The organism is Crenobacter intestini (assembly GCF_004919095.1).
GTDB lineage: Bacteria > Pseudomonadota > Gammaproteobacteria > Burkholderiales > Chromobacteriaceae > Craterilacuibacter > Craterilacuibacter intestini.
Map to the genome: position 1 here is coordinate 153,775 of NZ_STGJ01000005.1, position 22,451 is coordinate 176,225.

Annotated in this window: 22 protein-coding genes; 9 read left to right on the top strand and 13 right to left on the bottom strand. The window is 69.0% G+C overall.

Translation table 11 applies throughout. From position 1 onward, the window contains the following. Positions 1–85: 85 nt before the first annotated feature. On the top strand, positions 86–478 hold the full coding sequence (locus E5K04_RS06075; protein ID WP_136552008.1) for a hypothetical protein: 393 nt from the start codon (positions 86–88) through the stop codon (positions 476–478). 54 nt (positions 479–532) lie between these two features. Here E5K04_RS06075 and E5K04_RS16995 read toward each other — a convergent pair whose 3' ends face one another. The 10 genes from E5K04_RS16995 to E5K04_RS17045 all read right to left on the bottom strand — a co-directional run bounded on the left by E5K04_RS16995 (position 533) and on the right by E5K04_RS17045 (position 8,423). Next, positions 533–667, bottom strand: a complete 135-nt coding sequence (locus E5K04_RS16995; protein ID WP_268907626.1) for a hypothetical protein — start codon at positions 665–667, stop codon at positions 533–535. Between the two features lie 76 nt (positions 668–743). Continuing rightward, entirely contained in the window at positions 744–1,601 is an 858-nt protein-coding gene (locus tag E5K04_RS06080; protein WP_136552009.1) for an NAD(P)-dependent oxidoreductase, read from the bottom strand. 27 nt (positions 1,602–1,628) lie between these two features. Then, positions 1,629–1,916, bottom strand: coding sequence for an EscU/YscU/HrcU family type III secretion system export apparatus switch protein (locus E5K04_RS06085; protein WP_136552010.1), 288 nt, complete (start codon positions 1,914–1,916; stop codon positions 1,629–1,631). Continuing rightward, a complete protein-coding gene (locus E5K04_RS06090) occupies positions 1,913–2,974 on the bottom strand; it encodes a flagellar hook-length control protein FliK (protein ID WP_136552011.1) in 1,062 nt (353 codons plus the stop codon). The genes E5K04_RS06085 and E5K04_RS06090 overlap by 4 nt, the downstream gene beginning before the upstream one ends. Beyond that, on the bottom strand, positions 2,971–3,372 hold the full coding sequence (locus E5K04_RS06095) for a DUF2802 domain-containing protein (protein WP_136552012.1): 402 nt from the start codon (positions 3,370–3,372) through the stop codon (positions 2,971–2,973). The genes E5K04_RS06090 and E5K04_RS06095 overlap by 4 nt, the downstream gene beginning before the upstream one ends. A 29-nt stretch (positions 3,373–3,401) precedes the next feature. Then, the gene (gene fliT / locus E5K04_RS06100; protein ID WP_136552013.1) at positions 3,402–3,725 is read right to left on the bottom strand and encodes a flagellar protein FliT; all 324 of its coding nucleotides are present in this window, start codon (positions 3,723–3,725) and stop codon (positions 3,402–3,404) included. Next, the gene (gene fliS, locus E5K04_RS06105; RefSeq protein WP_235844283.1) at positions 3,712–4,122 is read right to left on the bottom strand and encodes a flagellar export chaperone FliS; all 411 of its coding nucleotides are present in this window, start codon (positions 4,120–4,122) and stop codon (positions 3,712–3,714) included. Before fliS ends, fliT begins: the two co-directional genes overlap by 14 nt. A gap of 22 nt (positions 4,123–4,144) precedes the next feature. After that, entirely contained in the window at positions 4,145–6,202 is a 2,058-nt protein-coding gene (gene fliD / locus E5K04_RS06110) for a flagellar filament capping protein FliD (protein ID WP_136552014.1), read from the bottom strand. A 281-nt stretch (positions 6,203–6,483) separates the two neighbouring features. Continuing rightward, positions 6,484–6,894, bottom strand: coding sequence for a flagellar protein FlaG (locus tag E5K04_RS06115; protein ID WP_205700307.1), 411 nt, complete (start codon positions 6,892–6,894; stop codon positions 6,484–6,486). Positions 6,895–6,974: 80 nt separating this feature from the next. Then, positions 6,975–8,423: a flagellin N-terminal helical domain-containing protein gene (locus tag E5K04_RS17045; RefSeq protein ID WP_136552015.1), complete on the bottom strand. Its 1,449-nt coding sequence runs from the start codon at positions 8,421–8,423 to the stop codon at positions 6,975–6,977. A 355-nt stretch (positions 8,424–8,778) separates the two neighbouring features. On the opposite strand from E5K04_RS17045, the gene E5K04_RS06125 reads away from it, so the two are divergent. Then, positions 8,779–9,279 carry an REP-associated tyrosine transposase gene (locus tag E5K04_RS06125; RefSeq protein ID WP_136552016.1) on the top strand — a complete coding sequence of 167 codons (501 nt, stop codon included), beginning with the start codon at positions 8,779–8,781 and terminating at the stop codon, positions 9,277–9,279. Positions 9,280–9,370: 91 nt separating this feature from the next. Here E5K04_RS06125 and E5K04_RS06130 read toward each other — a convergent pair whose 3' ends face one another. From E5K04_RS06130 to E5K04_RS06140, 3 genes are all read right to left on the bottom strand, one after another. Continuing rightward, entirely contained in the window at positions 9,371–10,135 is a 765-nt protein-coding gene (locus E5K04_RS06130; RefSeq protein ID WP_136552017.1) for an S-methyl-5'-thioinosine phosphorylase, read from the bottom strand. Between the two features lie 145 nt (positions 10,136–10,280). Beyond that, positions 10,281–10,709, bottom strand: coding sequence for a Holliday junction resolvase RuvX (gene ruvX, locus E5K04_RS06135; RefSeq protein WP_136552018.1), 429 nt, complete (start codon positions 10,707–10,709; stop codon positions 10,281–10,283). Further along, complete coding sequence (locus tag E5K04_RS06140; protein WP_136552019.1) at positions 10,702–11,262, bottom strand: YqgE/AlgH family protein; 561 nt, start codon at positions 11,260–11,262, stop codon at positions 10,702–10,704. Before E5K04_RS06140 ends, ruvX begins: the two co-directional genes overlap by 8 nt. Between E5K04_RS06140 and smc the strand changes: the two genes are divergently transcribed. The 7 genes from smc (at position 11,261) to E5K04_RS06175 (ending at position 22,398) form a co-directional block, all read left to right on the top strand. After that, the gene (gene smc / locus E5K04_RS06145; RefSeq protein WP_407920073.1) at positions 11,261–14,881 is read left to right on the top strand and encodes a chromosome segregation protein SMC; all 3,621 of its coding nucleotides are present in this window, start codon (positions 11,261–11,263) and stop codon (positions 14,879–14,881) included. The two genes, E5K04_RS06140 and smc, sit on opposite strands and share 2 nt — an antisense overlap. Positions 14,882–14,976: 95 nt before the next feature. Beyond that, positions 14,977–16,347 carry an MFS transporter gene (locus E5K04_RS06150; protein WP_136552021.1) on the top strand — a complete coding sequence of 457 codons (1,371 nt, stop codon included), beginning with the start codon at positions 14,977–14,979 and terminating at the stop codon, positions 16,345–16,347. Continuing rightward, positions 16,347–17,084, top strand: a complete 738-nt coding sequence (locus E5K04_RS06155; protein ID WP_136552023.1) for an energy transducer TonB — start codon at positions 16,347–16,349, stop codon at positions 17,082–17,084. The genes E5K04_RS06150 and E5K04_RS06155 overlap by 1 nt, the downstream gene beginning before the upstream one ends. 93 nt (positions 17,085–17,177) lie before the next feature. Beyond that, on the top strand, positions 17,178–18,335 hold the full coding sequence (locus tag E5K04_RS06160; RefSeq protein WP_136552025.1) for a cell division protein ZipA C-terminal FtsZ-binding domain-containing protein: 1,158 nt from the start codon (positions 17,178–17,180) through the stop codon (positions 18,333–18,335). Positions 18,336–18,395: 60 nt separating this feature from the next. Beyond that, a complete protein-coding gene (gene ligA / locus E5K04_RS06165) occupies positions 18,396–20,837 on the top strand; it encodes an NAD-dependent DNA ligase LigA (protein WP_136552027.1) in 2,442 nt (813 codons plus the stop codon). 89 nt (positions 20,838–20,926) lie between these two features. After that, on the top strand, positions 20,927–21,802 hold the full coding sequence (gene galU, locus E5K04_RS06170; RefSeq protein WP_136552029.1) for a UTP--glucose-1-phosphate uridylyltransferase GalU: 876 nt from the start codon (positions 20,927–20,929) through the stop codon (positions 21,800–21,802). A 53-nt stretch (positions 21,803–21,855) separates the two neighbouring features. Then, a complete protein-coding gene (locus E5K04_RS06175; RefSeq protein WP_136552031.1) occupies positions 21,856–22,398 on the top strand; it encodes a hypoxanthine-guanine phosphoribosyltransferase in 543 nt (180 codons plus the stop codon). Positions 22,399–22,451: the final 53 nt, after the last annotated feature.

Below are 22,451 nucleotides of genomic sequence, written 5' to 3' on the forward strand. Positions count from 1 at the left end.
GCCAACGGTGGCGCGGGCTGCGGGCTGTGGCCTGCGGCCTGCGCCACCGTGCCATAGCGCCGGCGTCTGCCGGCCAGGAACACCGATGAAAATCCTGTCATTCATCCTGCTGCTGGTGGTGCTTGCCCGTGTGGCACTTGCGTTGCTGCTGAGGTGGCGCATCCGCCGCGCCCGCCTCGAACAGGAAGCCGTCCGGCGCGAGCAGGAAGACGCCCGGCGCGAGCGGGAACGCCAGGCGCAGTGGGACAGGGCGTACGCAGACGCCTCCCCGGCTGTCCGAAAATTCATGGACGGCGACTACATGATCGTCCGCATCAGGGCGCCCGACGGGACGAACATATGCCGCTACCCGTTCTCGGCGGCGGCCGACGAACCTTCCGCGCACACCGCCGAGGCCGGCACGCCGGCCAACCCGGACGGCGCCCCCGATGCGGCGTTGCCTGCACACGCCAGGCCGCCAAACAGAACGCCCGGCTGAGCCGGGCGGTTTCACGGGTGGACGATAAACAAGTCGGGCGGCTTCACCGCCTGCCTACTTGTTGTTGCCGTCGTGGAATTGCTGGAAGTGTGAGCTTCCGGAGCTCTGGCCGTACGTTGAACAGCCTGTCACAACGGTGACGGCCAGCACTGCGGCAAGCATCACCAGCAGCGGGCGCAGGGTGGACACGATGACTCCTTCCGTGCCGAAAGCCGCACATGCGGCTTCGCTGAGTATAGCCCCCCTTGCCGGCAAGGCCACGCGCTCAGCGCTCCTGCCACACCAGCCGCGCGATGGCCGAGGAGTCGAGCTCGCCGTCGCCCTCCCGCACCAGCTCGTCGATCAGCGCCTTGACGCGGCTCGCCTCGGGCAGGGTGACGCCCAGTTCGCGCGCGGTGTCGAGCACGATGCCCATGTCCTTCTGGTGCAGCACCGCCTTGAAGCCGGGCGCGTAGTTGTCGTCGATCATGCGCTGCCCGTGCACCTCGAGCGCGCGGCTCTGCGCGAAGCCGCCGAGCAGCGCCTCGCGCACCGGCGCCGGGTCGACGCCGCAGGCGCGGGCGAGCTTGACGATCTCGGCGACCGCCGCGATGCCGGCGCCGACCGCGATCTGGTTGCACGCCTTGGCGACCTGGCCCGCGCCACTCTCTCCGATGCGGGTGATGGTCTTGCCCATCGCCGCGAGCACCGGGCGCGCGGTGGCCAGCGCGTCTTCCCGGCCGCCGACCATGATGGTGAGCGTGCCGGCGACGGCGCCGGCTTCGCCGCCGGAGACCGGACAGTCGAGAAAATGGATGCCGCGCGCGGCGAGCTTGTCGGCGACGCGGCGCGCGCCGATCGGCGAGATGGTGCTCATGTCGACGCACACCAGCCCTGCGCGGCCGTGTTCGGCGACGATGTCGGTGATGGCCTCGACGTCCGGGGTGTCCGACACGTTGCTGACCAGCACGTCGACGCTGGCGGCAAGTTCGGCGACGCTATCGGCCCAGCGGGCGCCTGCGTCCAACAGCGGCTTGGCAGATTCGGCGCGGCGCGCCCATACCGTCACCTCGAAGCCTGCCTTCAGCAGGTTCAGCACGCACGGCCGGCCCATGATGCCGAGCCCGATATATCCGACTTTCATTTCACCCCCAGCAAAGCAAAAACCACATCATACCTTGCCCTCAGGCGCGGCGGCCTGCTGCTCGAGGAAGTAGACGAAGGCCAGCAGTTCGGCGACGGCGCGGTAGAGGTCGGCCGGGATCTGCTCGTCGAGGTCGACCCGCATCAACAGGCCGACCAGTTCGGGCGAGTCGTGCACGAACACGCCGGCTTCGCGCGCGCGCTCGATGATGCGCTCGGCCATCTGGCCGTAGCCCTTGGCGACCACCTTGGGCGCGGCTGCGCCGTCGCGGTAGGTCAGCGCGACGGCCGAATTGCGCGGGCCGCGCGCGCTCACGGCGCATCCTCCGCCTGCGCCCCGGCCGCCGTCTGGCCTGCCGGCGGCTCGTCGGGCGTGGCCTCGCGCAGGTTCAGCGCGGCCAATTGCAGGCCGGCCGCCGCCAGTGCCTCTTCCAGCCGCGCGCGGTGCGCGCTTGCCAGTTGCAGGGTCGCCGCGTCGGCGGCGAGCGACAACTGTACCTGCTTGCCGACCAGCCGCACGCGCGCGCCCAGTTCGCCCAGCGCCGGCAATTCGAGATTGAGGCGGGTCGACCACGCCGCCATTTCTTCGCTGCCGTCGGCCTCGCGCTCGGGGTCGGCCTCCCGCTCGATCTGCCACTGCGCCGGCTGCCCCGGCCACGCGTTGACCTGCACGTTGACGGTACGCGTCTCCAGCGTGTCGAGCTGGCGGGCGACCAGCGCGCCCAGCTCGGCCGCCGCCTCGGCGCGGGCACCCGGCTGCGCCTTCAGTTGCTCACCCAGTTGCGCCTGCGGCTGCGACTGCAGCTTCTCCAGCGGCAGCCGCCCCTCGACCCACGCCTTCTGCGACGCCTCATAAAACACGCCGCTCTCCTTCACCGTCTGCGCGAGCTGCTCGCCGCGGCTGCCGGCCGCCGCCTGCGGGTCGGCCAGCAGGGTCGGCACGGCGCGCGAAGCGCCGGCCTGCGGCGCCGCGCGCAACAGCGCGTTCATGTAGTGGGTCGCGTCGCTCAGGCGCACCGCGACCGAGGTGTTGGCGCCGGCTTCGCCCGCCTTCGCCTCGCCCGCCAGCGCGAAAGAGAGCTGCGGCGAGAGCGAGGCGACGCGCAGTTGCAGCGTCTCGCCCTTGGCCGACAATTGCGGCGGCAGTTGCAGGGTAAACAGCCCGTTCTTGATCAGCGCGAGCATGCGGCCCTCCGGCTGGCGCTCGAGCACGCGCGCGCTGACCGTCTCGCCCAGCAGCAGCGGCGGCAGCTTGGCCGGCGCCTTGTCGACGCCGATCAACAGCCGGCTGGTATCTTTGAGCAGTTTGGCGTTGTCAACGCCGGACAGGGACGAGAGCGCGCGGCCGACCTGCGCGCCTAAGGCTGGAATCATGCGGTGGGGCTATTGCGGTAAAGGGAGACGATCAGCTCGGCCTCGCTGCGCGAGATGCCGCAGCGCTCGGCCACCTCGCCGGCCGACAGGCCGTGGCGGGCCAGCTCGATCGCCTGGTTGTAGGGAGAGCCGCCGCCCGACGGCTCGGCAGGAGCCGGCGCGTCGGCACGGCGCCGGGCCGTCGTGGGTGCTTGGTTCACCTGAAATGGCTGGGCGCCCGCCTGCGCCTGCGCGTGCAGGTCTTTTTGCAGGCGGCTGATCTGCGCCTGCATCTGGTCGAAACGGTGTTCGTCTAGCGCGCGCAGGCTTCGCTGGCGGCGCAACCAGAGCGCGCAAGGCAGCGCGAGCGCCGCGGTCCACAGCGCGAGCACGACGACCAGTTCAAGCCAACCCAACATGCTGCCCTCCTGCGCGCGCCAGTGCCGGGTCAGGCCCCCTTGCTGTAGGCGTCGAGCACCCGGCTCTGCGTACGCAACAATTGCATTTCAGCGGAAAGAACGTCCCGCTCGGCACGCAGCAGGCGGGAGGCTTCCATGATATTAGCCTGAACGGCGGACACTGTCTCACGCAGCGCCTGCCGCTCTTGCGCGTCCAGCGTTAGCTTGGCCACCGGCGGTAGGCTCGCCTGCATGGCAAAGAGCCGCGCCCCCTGCGCCAGCGCCTCGTCCCAGTACTGCGCGCGCGCCGCCTGGCACGCCGCCTCGGACAACGCCAGGCAATCGAGCCAGGCTTGCTGTTCAGAGGCCTGCATGCGCGGCCACCGGCTGCGGCTGGCCGATGCCGACCCACGCCTCGCGGATTTCACCGAGCAAGGCTTCGACCTCGTCCAGCGCCGCCGCGTCGTTGTTGAGGTTGGCGTACAACAGGCGCGCCGTGCAGTACTCGTAGAGTGCCGACAAATTGGCCGCCAGCTCGCCCTGCTCCATGTCCAGCGCGTTGCGCAGCCCCTCGTCGACGATGGCGATCGCCTTGCCGATCAGGCGACCCTTCTCGGCGACCTTGCCCTGCGCCATCTGCAGGCGCGCCAGGCGGATCGCCTGCAAGGCGCCGTCGAGCAGCATCTGCACCAGCTTGTGCGGGCTGGCCGACGCCACCTCGGTTTCCAACGCCGAACTGCCGTACGCCTGCTGCATTCTTCGGCTAATCACTGCTCACTCCTCGACTTCTTCGTTAATTGCCACCCGACAGGCCAGCCAGCTGCTGGGTCAGGAAATTGCTCATATTGTTGTACTGCGCCAAGAGCGCGTCCATCGCCGAGAACTGCGCGCGGTAGCGCTTCTCGGTGTCGACCAGCCGCTTCTGCAGCGCTTCCTGCTGGCTGGACAGCACCTTGGCCGATTCGCCAAGGCCGGTGCTGAAGGCGTCGATCGCGCCGTCCTTCTTGACCAGCCCTTCCAGCGTCTGGTCGAGGTCGAAGGCGAAGCCCTTGGTAAACGACACGGTGCCACGGCTGCCCCCCGCGCCACCGTTCACCTCGATCACCAGTCCTTCGACCGGGGTGCCGACCGCGCCGGTGAGCTTGTTGCCGTCGCCCTTGGCCGGATGGCCACCAATGGTGCCGGCCACGCTGTCGCCGCCGGGGATAGGCACCGCGCCGGCAAAGCCGGCGAAATCCAGACCGTTACCGATCACTTTGATCGAAGAGTCCTTGCCGGTCTTGTCCGACTTCATCACCAGCTTGCCGCCTTCGTCGACGCTGATCGAAACCTTGGGCACATCGGTGCGCTTCTTATCAAGGGGCGCTGCAGCATTGAAGTCATCGAACGCCTTCTTGGCCGCCTCGTTGATGGCCGTTTGCAGTTGCTCGGCCAGCGCCGGCGCGCCTTTGGTCAGGTCAAAACTCTTATTGACCCCAACAGCAAGCCCGTCAATCTCCAGCGAGAACTTACCTGCAAAAGCAGCGTTACCGGTCTGCGGCTTGCCTGTTCCCGCCAGCGTCCCGTTGAGCAGCTGGGTGATCACCACCTCGTACTCGCCGGCCTGCGTCTTGCTGCTGCCGCCCACGTAACTGATGCCGGCATCCGACGTCACCGCTGCGGTCGCGAAAAACTTGCTGATGTCGTCCGCGTTCTTCTCCAGCGCCTTGTCGAGCAGCTTGTCGTCGAGCTTCATGGTGCCGTCGGCGTTGAAGGTCAGCCCGAACTCGGACGCCAGCTTGAACGCGCCACCGTTGTCCGACGGCAGGCTGAACGCGCCGCGCACCTGGTTCTGGATGGTGCGGATGATGCTTGCGCCGTTGAGGATGCCGGCCGGCCGCGCCTCGCCCGGCTTGACCGTCGCGTCGAGGTTCACCCCCGACACGTCCTTCAGCGACTTCATCAGGTCGTTGTAACCCTTGACCAAGCCTTCGAGCGACTTCTTGATGCCCGAGGTATCTTTACTCACGCTTAGCCGCGCCGCCGTCTCGGTATCCTTGTGCGCCTGCTTGAGCGTCAGCGTCACCCCGTCGATCGCGTCGCTCACCGTATTGCCCTGTTTGGTCACCTCGATGCCGTCGAGCAGGAACTTGGCGTCCTTGGCGGCCTGCACTTCAGTCAGCAAAGGCTTGCCCGTGGCGGCATCGGTCAGCTTGTTGCCAAGCGCGTCGTGCGTGGCGACCTTGTGGAGTGCAGCGTCGCTCGCCTCGACCTTCATCGTGCTCTTGGTACCGGTTTCCTTCGACGAATACACCAGCTTGTAGCCCGAGCCGTCGTTGACGATGCTGGCGTTCACGCCGACGTCGGCCTTGTTCACCGCGTCGCGGATGTCCTCCAGCGTCGCGTTGGCCGGGATGGTCACCTTCTTGGGCGCCCTGTCCGTATCCTGCGTGAAACCGTCTTTACCTGTCGTGCCAAAGGAAAACGTCAGCGTGGTGTCCCCGCCACCGGTAATCGCCGACTGCGCGCTGGCAAAGCTGCCCGACGCCAGCTTCTGCTCCTGCGCCAGTTGCAGCACCTTCACCGAGAACGAGCCGGTCGGCGCCTTGCTCGACGCGGAAATGTCGATATGCTCGGTCGAACTGGACGTGCCCTTGAACGACACGAACTTGCTGGCGTCCTGCAGCGCCTTCACCGCACTCTGGAAGGTGGTCACCGCGCCTTTCACCATCCCGACTGCCGAGATCTTCTGCTGCAGCAGCGCTTCCTTCTGCTGCAGTTGCAGCAGCGGGCGCGACTCGATCGCCATCAGGTTCTTGATCAGCCCGTCGATATCCATCCCCGAGCCCAGTCCCCCCACGCTCAGCGCCATACCCTTACCCTTCCCGTCGTTAACCGCAACACCCTAGCACGCCCCACCGCCCGCCGCCTTGCGCCAGCACAAGTGCCGTGCGACCGGGCAGCGTAACACCGTAGGATGGGTGGAGCGCAGCGCAACCCATCCCGCTTGCCCACCCGGCCCTCCACCGACGCCGCGCTCTGGATGGGTTACGGCCTGCGGCCTGCAACCTGCAACCCTACCCACCTCCGACGCCGCGCTCTGGATGGGTTACGGCCGACGGCCTGCACCCATCCTACGATTTCATCGTTTGCTCACGCCTTGTCCTGGAACAGCACGCCGACAATCTTGTCTAGGCTCTGCGCGATCTTCAGCATCTCCTCCGACGGCATCTGGCGGATCACCTCGTCGGTCTGCTTGTCGATCACCTTCACCACGTCGATGCCGGTCTCCTCGTCGACGCTGAACTTCAGCTCGCTCGAGTAGGCGCTGACCAGCTTGTTGACCTTCTCAAGCGCCCCCCTCAAGTCGCGCTCTTCGGCGCCGCCCTTCATCTGGCGCGCCGCCTCGCTGTTGCCCAGCGCCTTCACCGCCTGCGCCGGCACCGCCACCGTTGGCGCACTGCTTTGCTGCGAAGGCAAAGCCTGCGCGCGGCCGCCGTTTTCCTGCTGCACCGGCGGCGCGTAGCCGCCGCCTGCCGGTGTCACCGGACCCATCGTCGTCATGCTGTTCTCCCTGGCCAACAAAAACCCGGCGGGGTCGCCGCCGGGTCGTGGTCTGACTTAGTGTTTCACCCCGCCGGCGATTAGCGCAGCAGCTGCAGCACCTGCTGCGGCAGCTGGTTGGCCTGCGCCAGCATGGCGGTGCCGGCCTGCTGCAGCACCTGGTTGCGCGACATCTTGGCGGTTTCCGACGCAAAGTCGGCGTCCAGGATACGGCCGCGCGACGCGTTCAGGTTTTCCGAGCTCGACTGCAGGTTGGAGATGGCCGAGCTGAAACGGTTCTGGTACGCACCGAGGTCGGCGCGCGAGGAGTTGACCGTCGCCAGCGCGGCGTCCAGCACGTCCAGCGCGTCCTGCGCACCCTGTGCCGTGGTCAGGTTGATCCCCGCCACCGTGCTGATCGTGGACTTGACGGTCGTCCCGAACGCGTCGGCGTCACCATTGGTCAGCGTGATCTGGCCCTTGCTGCTGGTCAGCTCCACGGTACCCACTTTGGTCGCAGCGACGGCCGTACCTTCGGTCAGGGTGGTGCCGCTGAAATTGATAGATTCAGTAGTCCCTGCATCGCTTGCAAAAGCGCCCAGCTTGATATCACTACCGTCGGCCGACGTAAGCTTCAGCGAACCTTTGTTACCGTCCACCAGTTTGGCGGTCACCCCCGAATTGCCCGACACGCTGTTGATGGCGGCCGCCAGTTCGGTCAGGTCCGCATTGTTGGTCACATTCGCCGACACAGCTTGGCCGTTGAGCGTAAACGATATATTGCCCGCAGCGCTCAGCGAACCCAGCGTGGCTTCGTTGGTCGCCTTGGCCATCACGCCGACACTCGCGGCTCCCTCGTTGATTTTAGCCGCAATGACCTTGGCATCAGCGTCCGCTGCGTAACTGATCGTACCGCTTTTACCGCCACCGGCGGTAGTAATGGCAAAACCGGCCGCTGAAGCATTCATACCGTTCGCTCCAATACCTGCCACTACCGTACCCGCGACGGTCGGAGTCGCTCCTTTCAGCGTATGACTACCCAGCGCAGTGGCGCGTGCGTCGCCGATCTTGGCGATATCGATGGTCTGGCCGGCGTTGGCGCCCACCTGGAAGGACTTGGCGGTAAAAGTGCCGTCGAGCAGGTTGGTGCCGTTGAACTGGGTCTGATTGCCGACGCGGGTGATCTCGGAGGCCAGCTGGTCGACTTCACTCTGGATCGCCGCCTTGTCGCTGGCGCTATTGGTCGCGTTGGCTGCCTGCACCGCCAGTTCGCGGATGCGCTGCAGGTTGTTGCCGATCTCGCCCAGCGCGCCTTCGGCGGTCTGCGCGAGCGAAATGCCGTCGTTGGCGTTGCGCTTGGCCTGGTCGAGGCCGCGGATCTGGCTGCTCATGCGCTCGGAAATGGCGAGGCCGGCGGCGTCGTCCTTGGCGCTGTTGATGCGCAGGCCGGAGGACAGGCGTTGCAGCGAGGTCTGCAGCGCGCCTTGCGAGCTGGCCAGGTTACGCTGGGAGTTGAGCGAAGCGACGTTGGTGTTGATGGCCATCGACATGATGATGCTCCTAAACGATTGACTTCAGGCCTGCCGCTGCCGACCCCATGCCGGTGCGCTGCCTTCCCACCGTTTATCGGCGCCCCCCAAGCAAGCTTTAGCGCCTTTTTATATTTTTTGCATCAATCCCGCCGGATGGCACCGTAGGATGGGTGGAGGCGAAGCCGTAACCCATCCGGTGCGACCACGCCCGATGCGCTCGCATCCGGTGCGAGCACACACACCTGATGGCTTGCGCTGCGCGCGGCAGCGGAGTGTTGCGTGTCTACGCCGGATGGGTTGCGCTGCGCTCCACCCATCCTACGCTTCACCCATTCGGCGCCGTGCGGTGCGGCGGGGCAAGTGGGAGCATGCGATGACGGCTTACCGGCGCTGGCGCGTGGCGGGGGCGAGCTACTTTTTCACGGTGGTGCTGGCCGAGCGGGGCAGCCGCCTGCTGGTCGCCCGCATCGACGCCTTGCGCGAGGCGTTCGCGTGCGTGATGCACGAGCGGCCGTTCCGCATCGACGCGGCGGTGGTGCTGCCCGACCACCTGCACTGCATCTGGACGCTGCCCTCCGGCGACAGCGACTACCCCGAGCGCTGGCGGCGCATCAAGGTCGCCTTCACGCGCCGGGTACCGGATCTTGTCCCGCCCTCGGCCAGCCGGCAAGAAAAGGGCGAGCGCGGCGTCTGGCAACGCCGCTACTGGGAACACCTGATCAGGGACGAGGCCGACTGGTGCCACCACGTCGATTACATCCACTTCAACCCGGTCAAGCACCACCTGGTCGCGCGCGTGCGGGACTGGCCGTACTCCAGCTTCCACCGCTTTGTTGCCGCCGGCGTCTACCCGGCAGACTGGCCGGACACATGAACGTACAACGTAGGATGGGTGAAGGCGCAGCCGCAACCCATCCGATGCAAAACATGCTCGTCCGGATGGGTTTCGCTGCGCTTCACCCATCCTACGTGTTTGACGTTGAAACGGGCGGACTGCCGGCTCCCCGGCACACCGCCTCGATCAGCTGGCCGACGGTGTCCATGCCGGCCGACAGGCGCACCAGGTCAAAGGCGACGGCCTCCTGCGACGCGCCCTTGCCTGCCGCGTGGTTGACCACCAGGCACAGGTGCGCGTACGGCAGCTTCAGTTCGCGCGCGAGCGCGGCTTCGGGCATGCCGGTCATACCGACCACGTCGCAGCCGTCGCGCTCGAGGCGGGCGACCTCGGCGCGGGTCTCCAGCCGCGGGCCCTGGGTGACGCCGTAGGTCGCGCCGGTGGCGAGCGGCACGCCAAGCTTGCCGGCGGCGGCCAACAGGCGCGCGCGCAGTTGCGGGCAGTACGGGCGGGTGAAGTCGGCGTGCACCACCGGCTGGTCGGGGCCGTCGAAGTAGGTGTGCTTGCGCCCCCAGGTGTAGTCGATCAGGTCGTCCGGCAACACCAGCGTGCCCGGCACGAGGTCGGCGCGGATGCCGCCGACCGCGCCGACGGCGAGCACACACTGCACGCCTTGCGAGTGCAGTGCCCACAGGTTGGCGCGGTAGTTGATCTCGTGCGGCGCGAACGAGTGGCCGTAGCCGTGGCGCGCCATGAACACCACGCCGGTGCCGCCGATGCGCCCGTAGGTCAGCGGGCACGACGGGTCACCGTACGGGGTACGGATCACCTGGCGGTGGGTGACTTCGAGGTTGGGCAGGTGGTTGAGCCCCCTGCCGCCGATGATGGCGAGCATCTGGCCTCCTGGCCGGCGAGCGGCGCTGCACGCGGGGTGATCTGCGCCTAGTTTGAAACAGCCCCTATTGAAACACAGCAGCCACCCTCGGGTGGCTGCTGTAGATCAAAAAGGTGAAAAGTGCCGCCACTTCGCGGTGCGAACGCTACAGGGGCGTGCCCAGACCGTCGAAGAACGACTGCAGGATCGCCTGCGCGGCGACTTGGTCGAGCACCGGCTTTTGCTTGCGGCCGCGCACGCCGGCTTCGCCCAGCATGCTCTCGGCGACCTGCGAGGTATGCCGCTCGTCGACCATATACACCGGCAGGCCGTAGCGGCTCTTCAGGCGGTTGCCGAAGCGGGTGGCCAGTCGCGTCATCTCGTGCGGCGTGCCGTCGGCGTGGGTCGGCAGGCCGACCACCAGCGCGACCGGCTGCCAGTCGGTGATCAGCCGTGCGATCGCCGCGAAGCGCTCGTCGTTGACCACGGTGTCTATCGTCGCGTGCGGATGGGCGATGCCGATCAGCGTCTCGCCCAGCGCGACGCCGATGCGCCGCTCGCCGAAGTCGAAGCCGAGTACCGAACCTTCAGGCATGGCCGACGTCCCCCGACAACAGCATGGGGTCGAATCCCAACAGCGCGATGGCCGCGTCGTAGCGCGCGTCCGCCGGCAAGGAAAACAGCACCGCCGGGTCGGCGGCGACGGTCAGCCAGGCGTTGGCGGCCAGCTCTTCCTCGAGCTGACCCTTCTCCCACCCCGAGTAGCCAAGCGACACCAGCATGCGCTCGGGGCCGTTCGCTTCGGAGACGGCGACCAGCACGTCTTTCGAGGTGGTCAGCGCGAGTTCGTCGTCGACGACCAGGCTCGACTGCCACGAGCCGATCGGGCTGTGCAGCACGAAGCCGCGTTCGGTCTGCACCGGCCCGCCGAACAGCACCGGCTCGGCGGCGAGGCGGGTGTCGGGCAGCGGCAGTTCGAGCTGTTCGAACAGCTGCGCCATCAGCACGCCGGAGGGTTTGTTGACGATCACCCCCATCGCGCCGTGTTCGCCGTGGTCGCACAGGTAGATCAGCGAACGGGCAAACAGCGGGTCGACCATATTGGGCATGGCGATCAGGAAGTGGTGGGCAAGGTTTAGCGCGCTCATGTGCGCATTATGGGTACGCGGCGCACGCAAGGGCAAGGCCGGCCGGGCGGCGTCAGCCGCTTGCGTCCAAGTTCGGCGCGCGCACGCGCTTGCCGTTAGAATCGGCGTTTTGACTCGCCGCCGCGAAAGAAACACCTTGCGCCTCACCCATATCAAGCTTGCCGGCTTCAAATCCTTCGTCGACCCGACCACCATCCCGGTGCCCGGCCAGCTGGTCGCGGTGATCGGCCCCAACGGGTGCGGCAAGTCGAACGTGATCGACGCGGTGCGCTGGGTGCTCGGCGAGTCGAGCGCCAGGCAGCTGCGCGGCGAGTCGATGCAGGACGTGATCTTCAACGGTGCGACCACCCGCAAGCCGGTCAGCCGCGCGTCGGTCGAGCTGGTGTTCGACAACGCCGACCACGCCCTCGCCGGCAGCTGGGGGCAGTACGCCGAGGTCGCGATCAAGCGGGTGCTGACCCGCCAGGGCGAGTCGAGCTACTACATCAACGGCCAGCAGGTGCGCCGGCGCGACATCACCGACCTCTTCCTCGGCACCGGCGTCGGCGCGCGCGGCTACGCTGTGATCGAACAGGGCATGATCTCGCGCATCATCGAGGCGCGCCCGGAGGAGCTGCGCGCCTACCTGGAGGAAGCCGCCGGCGTGTCGCGCTACAAGGAGCGCCGCCGCGAGACCGAACACCGCCTGCGCGACACCCGCGACAACCTCGAGCGCATCGCCGACCTCGAGCAGGAACTCGCCCGCCAGGTCGAACACCTGTCGGCGCAGGCCGAGGTCGCCGGCCGCTACCACGACCTCAGGCACGCGCTGACCGACAAGCAGAACCTGCTCGCGCTCGCCCGCCGCGAGGAGGCCGCCGCGCAGGAAGCCGCCGCGCGCGCCGAACTTGCGCGCATCGAGACCGAGGAAGCCGCGCAGGAAGCCGAGCAGACGCATCTGGAGACCGCGCTCGACAGCAACCGCGAGGCGCACTTTTCCGCCGGCGAGGCGGTGCACGTCGCGCAGCAGGCGCTGTATGAGGCGAGCGCCCTGCTCTCCCGCCTGGAGGAACAGCAACGCCACCAGGGCGAGCAGCGCGCACGCGTCGAGCGCGAGACGCTAAAGCTGCAGGCCGAGCGCCAGCAACTGGCCGAAACGCGGGCCGAGCTCGCCGCAGGGCAGGACGAATGGCAGCACCGGCTGGAGGAGGCGCAGCTCGCCGAGGAAGAGGCGCAGCTCGCCGCGGAATCCGGCGCCGACGCCCTGCCCGACGCCGAGGCGCACTTTGCCGCGGCCGACGCCGCGCTCACCCAGCTTGCCAGCCGTGAAGCGGCGCTCACCCGCGCGCGCGACCTGGCCGGGCAAAGCCAGCGCCACCACGCCGACACGCTCACGCGCCTGGCGGCACGCCGCCGCGCGCTCGACGAGGAACACGCGGCGCTCGCGCTGCCCGAGCCCGAGGCGGTCGGCGCCGCGCAGGCCGCTGCCGACGCCGCGCGCGCGCATCTGGCGACCCAGCGCGCGCGGCTGGCCACCGAAGAAGAGAAGCTCGCCGCGCTCGCCCGCGAAGCCGAACAGCTCGCGCACGCGCTCGCCGACGCCAGCGCCCGCCACGCGCGCGCCGACGCCGAGGCCGGCGCGCTCGCAGCACTGATCGCACGCGAGGCGGCGGGCGACGCGCTGGAAGCGGCGCTCTCCCGGCACCCGCTGGGGGCGGCGCCGCAGCTGTGGCAGTCGCTGGAGGTCACCCCAAACTGGCAGCGCTCGGTGGAAGGGGCGCTGGGGCCGGCCAGGCTCGCTGCGCGCGTGGGCGCCTTGCCCGACTTCACCCCGCCGGCGCCGCTCGCCGTCGTCGACACCACCGCCGGCGCGCCAGGCACAGCGCCGGCCACCGCACTCGCCGCGCACGCGCGCGCCGACGCGCCGTTCGGGCCGGCGCTCGCCGCGTGGCTCACCGGCCTTTACTGCGCCGAGTCGCTTGATGACGCGCTGGCGCGCCGCGGCGAGCTCGCGCCGGGCGCCGCGTGGGTCACCCCGGAAGGGCACCGCGTCGACGCCCTGAGCGTGCATTACCACGGCAGCGACGCCGGCGGTTCGCTGCTCGAACGCAAGGCGGAACTTGCGGATGCGCGCGCGCGCGCCGACACCTGCCTGCCGGAAATGGCGTCGCTCACCCGCCGGCGCGACGCGCTCGCGGCCGAACAATCGCTGCGCGCCGAGGCGCTGCGTGCGCTCAAGGGCGCGCTGACCCGGCAGGAAGAGGCGCTCGCCAGTGCCAGCCTGGAAGCGGTACGCCTCGAACAGATGGCGCGTCAGGGCGCAGCGCGCGGCGACGCGATCGCGGCCGAGCGCGCGCGCATCCTGGACGAGACGCAGCACGCGCAAGGCGCGATCGACGAGGCGGCCATCGAAGCCGAAGAGGCCGCGCTCGCGCTGGAAGACGTGCTACTTGCGCTCTCCGCCGCGCGCGAGGCGCGCGAGGCGGCCGCCCGCGCGCAGGAAGCGGTGCGGGGCCGCGCGCGCGAAGACGAGCGGCGGCTGCACGCGTGCGCGCTCGCGCTGCAGGACGCCCGCCAGCGCTCGGCGGAACTGGCACGCCGCGCCGAAGAGGCGGCCGCGCGCGAAGAAGCACTCGCCGAGCGGCTGCAGACGCTGCTGGAAGAGGCCGAAACCGTCGAGGAGACCGTCGCGCCGGACGCGCTGTACGCGGCGCTCGCCGAACGCGAGGCGCGCGAGGCGGCGCTCGCCACCTGCCGCGACGCGCAGAACGCGCTGGCCACCCAGCAGCGTGAACTGGTCGCCGCCAGCCACGCACTCGCCACCCGTCTGCCCGAACTGCGCGAGGCGCGCAGCCAGTGGCTGCTCAGGCACCAGGAAGCAAGGCTCAACGTCGAGCGCTACGCCGGGGAGCTTCTTGAGGCCGGCGCCAACGAGGCGGCGCTGCGCGAAGCGCTCAGCGACGCGGTCAAGCCCGCCGCGCTCGCCGCCGAGATCGCCCGCCTCGCCCGCGCCATCGAGGCGCTGGGCGCGGTCAACCTCGCCGCGCTCGAGGAGCTGTCCGAGGCGCGTACCCGCGGCGACTATCTGGCCGCGCAGCGCGCGGACCTCACAGAGGCGATGGCGACGCTGGAAGAGGCGATCGCGCGCATCGACGAGGAGACGCGCGGCCTGCTCTCCACCACCTACGCGGCGGTCAACGCCAAGATGAGCGAGTTCTTCCCAACCCTGTTCGGCGGCGGCCGCGCCGAGCTGGTCCTCACCGGCGACGACCTCTTGGACGCCGGCCTGCAGATCATCGCGCAGCCGCCGGGCAAGAAGAACAGCACCATTCATCTCTTGTCCGGCGGCGAGAAGGCGCTGACCGCGATGAGCCTGGTGTTCGCGCTGTTCTCGCTGAACCCGGCGCCGTTCTGCCTGCTCGACGAGGTCGACGCGCCGCTGGACGACGCGAACACCGGCCGCTTCTGCGAGCTGGTCAAGCATATGTCGGCCAACACGCAATTCCTCTATATCAGCCATAACCGGCTGACCATGGAGATGGCCGAACAGCTGGTCGGCGTGACCATGCAGGAGAAGGGCGTCAGCCGCATCGTCGCCGTCGACATCGTCGAGGCGCTCCGGCTGCGCGAAACCTCCTGACGCGCAAGGCATACTTGATCTGCCGCAAGGCGGCCGCGCGGGCGATGGCCGGATAATCCGCCGCCCCGCTTCATGACATGGAGTAACAGACAGCAATGCCCGTCAGTATCCGGCGCTGGGAGCCGGAAAACATCGTCTTCTGGCGCGCGCGCGGCGAACCGATCGCGCGGCGCAACCTCGTGCTGTCCATCCTCGCGCTACACCTGAACTTCAACGTGTGGATGATGTGGAGCATGGTGGTCGTCAACCTGCCGGCGGTCGGCTTCGTGCTCTCCTCGCAGCAGCAGTTCCTGCTGGTCGCGATCCCGCCGTTGACCGGCGCACTGATGCGCATCGTCTATTCGTCGGTGTGGAGCTGGGTCGGCGGCGGCCGCTGGCTCGGCATCTCGACGCTGCTGCTGCTGATCCCGGCCGTCGGCGTCGCGCAGGTGGTGCAGGATTTGACCACCCCGTTCTGGCTGCTGCTCGCCATCGGCGCCAGTTGCGGCATCGGCGGCGGCGCGTCGAGCTCACATCTCTCCAACACCGCGCTGTTCTTCCCGAAGTCGGTCAAGGGGCTGGCGATGGGGCTGAACGCCGGCATCGGCAACCTCGGCGTGTCGGTCGCCCAGCTGCTGATCCCGCTGGCGATCTCGCTGCCGCTGTTCGGCGCGCTCGCAGGCGCGCCGCAGATCTGGGGCCAGGGCGCCGAAGTGCGCGAAGTGTGGTTGCAGAACGCGGGCTACCTGTGGGTGCTGCCCGTCATCGCGGTCGCCGTCCTCTGCTTCCTGTTCAGCCACGACCTGCCCAAGCTCAGGCTGACCCCGCTTGACCAGTGGCGGATGATGAAGGACGTCGACACCTGGCGGATCTGCCTGCTCTACATGGGCGCGTACGGCACCTTCCTCGGCTTCGCCGCGGCGTTCCCGCTGTTGGCGCGCACGCTGTTCCCGCTGGAGGACGCGACCCCCTACCTGTTCGTCGGCCCGATGCTGGCGGCGCTGGTGCGCCCGTTCGGCGGCTGGCTGGGCGACCGCGTCGGCGGCGGCGTCACCGCGATCGCCTGCTTTGTAGCGATGATCGTGGCCACCCTGGGCCTCTTCGCCTGTTTGCCGACCGAAGAAAGCGTCGGTTCGTTCTGGGGCTTTCTCGCGCTGTGCCAGGTGCTGTTCATCGCCGCCGGCGTCGGCAATGGCGCGACCTACCAGCTCTCGCCCAAGGTGTTCCTGCTCAAGGCCGGCCGCAGCGCGGGCGATGACGTCGCCGAGGCGTACCGGCGCGGCACCCGCGACGGCACCGCGGCGATGAGCGTGAGCTCGATCTTCGCCGCGGCCGCCGGCTTCGCGATCCCCGAGACCTTCGGCACCATGCTGCACCTGACCGGCAGCTTCCTGCCCGCCTTCGGCGTGTTCCTGCTGTTCTACGCCGCGTGCACCTGGGTCGCGTGGCGCCACTACGCGCGCGCTGGGGCGCCGCTGCGTTGCTGATGAAACGCCTCGCCCGACGCTGGCCGCTGGCCGCCTCGCTGACCCTGCACGCACTGGCAGCCGCGGCGCTCGCAGGCGCCTTCGCCGTGGGCGCCCCCACGCCGCGCGCCCTGAGCGTCAGCCTGCTGCCCGTGTCGGCCGCCCAGAGCCCCCCAACTGCCCAGACGCCCGCGTCCCCAGCCGCCCGCCCCGCCCCGTCGGCAAAGGCGCTCCCGGCCCGGCCGCAGCCTGCCACGCCCGCCGCGCAGCCTGCCACGCCAAAACCGCGCGCGGTGACGCCGGCACCGGCGCCCAAGGCGCAGGCGGCCATCACACCACCTACCCCCGCCGCAGAACGCCCGCCTGCGCCGGCCGCCGGCAGCGCGGCAGCTGCGCCGGCGGATGCGGGCAAGCCCCCCGCCGCCGCAGGCAGCAGTGGGGCGGCCAGTGCCGCAGAGGGCACGGGCCTGGCACGCCAGGGCGTCGACTGGCGTGCCGCGCTCGCCGCCAACCCCAAGCCCGTCTACCCGGAGCGCTCGCGCGCGCTCGGCGAGCAGGGGCGTGTCGTGTTGCGCGTACGCGTCGGTGCCGACGGGCGCGCGCTCGAAGTCAGCGTGCTGCAAGGCAGCGGCCACCCCCGGCTGGACCGCGCGGCGCGCGAGGCGGTCGGGCGCTGGCGCTTCGTGCCGGCAAGGCAGGGCGGCGTCGCCGTCGAGGACAGCGTGGACGTGCCGATCCGCTTCGAGCAGGCCGATTGAGTTGCATTGCGGTAAAAGGCACGCGGATTGCGTGCCCTGCTTTGGTATACTGGCGGACAATGTTTAATTTTCCGCATTGCGGAGTGGGCTGGCATGAGCGAATTACAGATCGGCTTGCTGGTGCTGGGCGCCGCGTTCATCGCGCTGGTGCTGGGCTTCAACTTTTACCAGGAATGGCGCTTCAAGCAGAAGACACGCCAGTCCTTCGCGCGCGAGCACGACGACGTGCTGCTTGACGTGCCGAAGAACAACGTCCGCGACGGTGCGCGCCATGACAGGCTCGAGCCGGTGATCGACGACGACCCCCTGTCCCTGCCCGACCTCGACGAGCCGCTGGACATGCCGGTGGTACAAACGGAGCAGGCGGCGGCGCCGGTCGAATTCGACGCGCCGGAAGCGGACGCGGAGGCCGAACTGGACGCGTTCGACCACGACGACCACCAGGCGCTGGTCACCGCGATGCTCGACCCCTCGCTCGACTTCATCGCCGAGATCGTGTTCGAGCGCCCGTACGAGCTGGCCGCGCTGCCGCGCTTCGCGGTCGCCAAGCGCGTGCAGCTGATCGGCCGCACCGAACGCGGCCTGTGGAAGCCGGCCGAGGCGCTGCCCGGCGTGCGCTACCGCCAGCTCAACGTCGGCCTGCAACTGGTCGACCGCAGCGGCGCGCTGTCCGAGGACGATTTGGCGAACTTCTGCGCGCAGGTGAACGAATACGCCACCGCGCACGGCGCCAGGGCAAGCTTCCCGCAGCACCAGCAGAAACTGGCGTGCGCGCGCGAGCTCGACGCCTTCTGCGCCAACGTCGACATCCTGATCGGCATCAATATCGTCCCGTCCAGCCCGATCGACGGCGCGCGCCTGAGGAGCTTCGCCGAGGCCTACGGCCTCGAGCTCGAACCGGACGGCGCCTTCCACTACCTGTCCGATTCGGGCAACACGCTCTACTCGCTGACCGCGGCCGACCAGCAGCCGTTCACCTACCATAACCTGATCGACCAGCGTTTCGCCGGACTCACCCTGCTCTACGACGTGCCACGCGTCGCCGGCGCGGTCGACGTGTTCGACCGCGCGGTCGACTTCTGCCGCCAGCTTGCCGCCGAGTTCGACGCAGAGCTGGTCGACGACAACCGCCGGCCGCTGACCGCGCAGAGCCTCGCGCGCATCCGCGCGCAGCTGGTGCAGATCTACGGCAGCATGGACGACCGCGGCATCGCGCCGGGCAGCGTCGCCGCGCTGCGGCTGTTCGCCTGAGCCCTGTCGACCCACTACCCGACAGCCGGCAAGACGCCGGCTGTTTTTCTTGGAGACGCGATGACGCCCGACCGGAAAATTGCAGAACTCTCGGCGCTGATCGAACGCTACAACCGCGAGTATTACGTCGAGGACGCGCCGACCGTCCCCGACGCCGAGTACGACCGCCTGCTGCGCGAACTCGAGGCGCTCGAGGCCGCGCATCCGGCGCTGCGCGCGCCCGACTCGCCGACGCTCAGGGTCGGCGGCGCGCCGCTGGCCGCCTTCGAGCAGGTCGAGCACCAGGTGCCGATGCTCTCGCTCTCCAACCTGTTCTCCGACATGGACGCGGCAGAGTTCGCCGCTCGCCACGCGGAGCTCATCGCCTTCGACGAGCGCGTGCGCCGCGAACTGGAAGTGCCGCACGTGGGCTACGCGGTAATGCCGAAGTTCGACGGCCTCGCGGTCAGCCTCGTCTACGAGAACGGCGTGCTGGTACGCGCGGCGACCCGCGGCGACGGCGCGACAGGCGAGAACGTCACCGAGAACATCCGCACCATCCGCTCGCTGCCCTTGCGCTTGACGGGCACGCCGCCTGCCCGGCTTGAGGTGCGTGGCGAAGTGCTGATGCTCAAGAAGGACTTCGAGCGGCTGAACGCCGCGCAGCTTGCCGCCGGCGACAAGCCCTTCGCCAACCCGCGCAACGCCGCCGCCGGCAGCCTGCGCCAGCTCGACGCGCGGGTGACCGCGACGCGCCGGCTGTCGTTCTTCGCGTACGCGATCGCCGAAGTGACAGGCGCGCAGTGGCCCGCCACCCACCAGGGCGAGATCGACTACCTGGTCAGCCTCGGCATCCCGGCGGTGCCGCCCGCGCTGCGCCCGGTGGTCGACGACGCGGCGGGGCTCGCCGCCTACTACGAGGTGGTCCTCGCGCAGCGCGCGGCTCTACCCTACGAGATCGACGGCGTGGTGTACAAGGTCAACCAGCGCGCGCAGCAGGACAGGCTAGGCTTTGTCGCGCGCGCGCCGCGCTTCGCCGCCGCACACAAGTTCCCCGCCGAGGAGGCGCTGACCACCATCGAGGCGATCGACGTGCAGGTCGGACGCACCGGCGCGCTGACGCCGGTCGCCCGCCTCGCACCGGTCTTCGTCGGCGGCGTCACCGTCACCAACGCGACGCTGCACAACGAGGACGAGGTGCAGCGCAAGGACGTGCGCGTCGGCGACACCGTCGTTGTGCGCCGCGCCGGCGACGTGATCCCCGAGGTAGTGTCGGTGGTGCTCGCGCGCCGGCCGATGCGTGCGGAGCCCGGCGCCGACCTCTTTTCGCCGGTCGAAGTGCCGCTTGCCGACGCATGGCGCCTGCCTACGCAGTGCCCGGTGTGCGGCTCGCACGTGATGCGCGAGGAAGGCGAGGCCATCGCACGCTGCTCGGGCGGCTTCGCCTGCCAAGCCCAGCGCGCGCAGGCAATTCGCCACTTCGCCGGGCGGCGCATGATGGACATCGACGGCTTAGGCGAGCGCTATGTCGAGAAGCTGGTCGACTACGGCTACGTGCACCGCGTCGCCGATCTATACCGGCTAACCCTCGCCGACCTCGTCGCGATGAAGCGCCGCGCCGACGCCGAAGAGAGCGGCGGCGACCCCCAGAGCGACGGCGCGCCGCCGGAAGACCTGTTCGCAGCGATCGACGACAAGACGCCGACGCGCTGGGCCGAGAACCTGCTTGCTGGCATCGCGGCGAGCCGCCGACCGCCGCTCGCGCGGCTCTTGTTCGCGCTGGGCATCCGCCACGTCGGCGAGGCGACTGCCAAGACGCTCGCCGACTATCTGGGCCGCCTCGACTACGTGCGCCGCGCGCCGGCCGCGCTCCTGGCCGCGCTGCCCGATATCGGCGCGGTGGTCGCATCCTCGCTCGCCGACTTCTTCGCCGAGCCGAACAACGAGGTGGCGATCGACGCGCTTTTGGACGCCGGAGTCGCGCCGGCCGACGAGCACGCGCCCGCAGCCGCGCTGCTGCCCTTGCTCGCGCCCGAGCGCCTGCTCGCCCGCCTTGGCGTGCCGCGGCTGACCGAGACGCGTGCAGCACAGCTAGCAAGTCAGGTCGGCACGCTGGCGGCGCTCGCAACGCTGGACCGCCGCGAGGTGATCGCCCTGCAACTGCCGGCCGAGGTGGTCAACGCCCTGGCAGACTATCTTGATGTAGCGGCCAACCGTGCCGGTCTCTCCGCGCTCGCCGCACTCGCCGGCGAACTTGCCAGCGCAGCGCCAGCACAGACCGACAGCGCGGCGCAGCCGTTCGCCGGCCTCACCTTCGTGCTAACCGGCACCTTGCCGACGCTGACCCGCGACCAAGCCAAGACGATGATCGAGGCTGCCGGCGGTAAGGTCGCAGGCAGCGTGTCGAAGAAGACCGACTATTTGGTCGCCGGCGAGGCGGCGGGCAGCAAGCTCGACAAAGCCCAGTCGCTGGGCGTCAAGGTGCTCGACGAGGACGGTCTCAAGGCGCTGTTGCCGACCTGATCAGACCGCGCCGCGCGGGCGAGCCCTCCCGGCCGCGCGGCAAAACCACTACAATGCGCAGCTTCTGCTGCCCCGCTTGAGGACATTTGATGAAGAAGATCACCAAAGCCGTGTTCCCGGTTGCCGGGATGGGCACCCGCTTCCTACCCGCGACCAAGGCCAGTCCAAAGGAAATGCTGCCGATCGTCGACAAGCCGCTGATCCAGTACGCGGTCGAGGAAGCGGTCGCCGCCGGCATCACCGAGCTGATCTTCATCACCGGCCGCAACAAACGCTCGATCGAGGACCACTTCGACAAGGCGTACGAGCTGGAAACCGAGCTGGAAAACCGCAGCAAGCAGAAACTGCTCGACATCGTGCAGGGCATCCTGCCGCCGACGGTCAGCTGCATCTACATCCGCCAGGCCGAGGCGCTGGGCCTGGGCCACGCCGTGCTGTGCGCGCGCCCGGCGGTCGGCAACGAGCCGTTCGCGGTGATCCTCGCCGACGACTTGATGCACGGCGAACCCGGCGCGCTCGAACAGATGGTCAAGGTGTTCGACGAGACGCACAGTTCGGTGCTCGGCGTCGAAGAGGTGCCGCGCGCGCAGACCGGCTCGTACGGCATCGTCGAAGTCAGCGAAGAGCGCGGCCACCAGCGGGTGACCAGCATCGTCGAGAAGCCTCACCCGGACGTCGCGCCGTCGACGCTCGCCGTAGTCGGCCGCTACATCCTGACCCCGCGCGTGTTCGACAAGCTGGTCGCGACGCAGCCGGGCGCCGGCGGCGAGATCCAGCTCACCGACGGCATCGCCGCGCTGATGAAGGACGAGGCGGTACTCGCGCTGCCGCTGCGCGGCACCCGCTACGACTGCGGATCCAAGCTGGGCTACCTGAAGGCGACCGTCGACCTCGCGCTCGAACACCCCGAGGTCGGCGCGGCGTTCGCGGCCTTCCTCGCCCAGCGCAGCGCCGAAGCCAAATAAACGAAGGGCGCCGCGCGTGCGCCCGTAACCCCTTCCCCCAAGGAGCCATCCCCATGCCCAATCTTGCCGAAGCGCAAGCCATCATCGAAAACTCCGACGTGCTGTTCAGCGCCGAGGAAGTCAGCGCCGCGGCCGACCGCATGGCCGCCGCGATCACCGAGAAGCTCGGCGGCGAATACCCGCTGGTGCTGTCGGTGATGGGCGGTGCCGTCGTGTTCACCGGCCAGCTGTTGCCGCGCCTGATGTTCCCGCTCGACTTCGACTACGTGCACGTCTCCCGCTACGGCGACAAGACGCACGGCGGCGAACTCGTCTGGCGCACCGCGCCGAAGGAAGACGTGAAGGACCGCGTGGTGCTGGTGCTGGACGACATCCTCGACGAGGGCCACACCATGGCCGCCATCCGCGACAAGGTGATGGAGATGGGTGCCAAGGCCTTCTACAGCGGCGTGTTCGCCAACAAGCTGATCGACCAGGCCAAGCCGATCGCCGCCGACTTCGTCGGCATCGATGTGCCCAACCGCTACGTGTTCGGCTACGGCATGGACGTGCGCGGCATCTGGCGCAACCTGCCGGAAATCCGCGCGCTCAAGTAAGCCGCGCGACGCCGCCGACAAAAAAGCCGCCTGTTGGTAACAGGCGGCTTTTT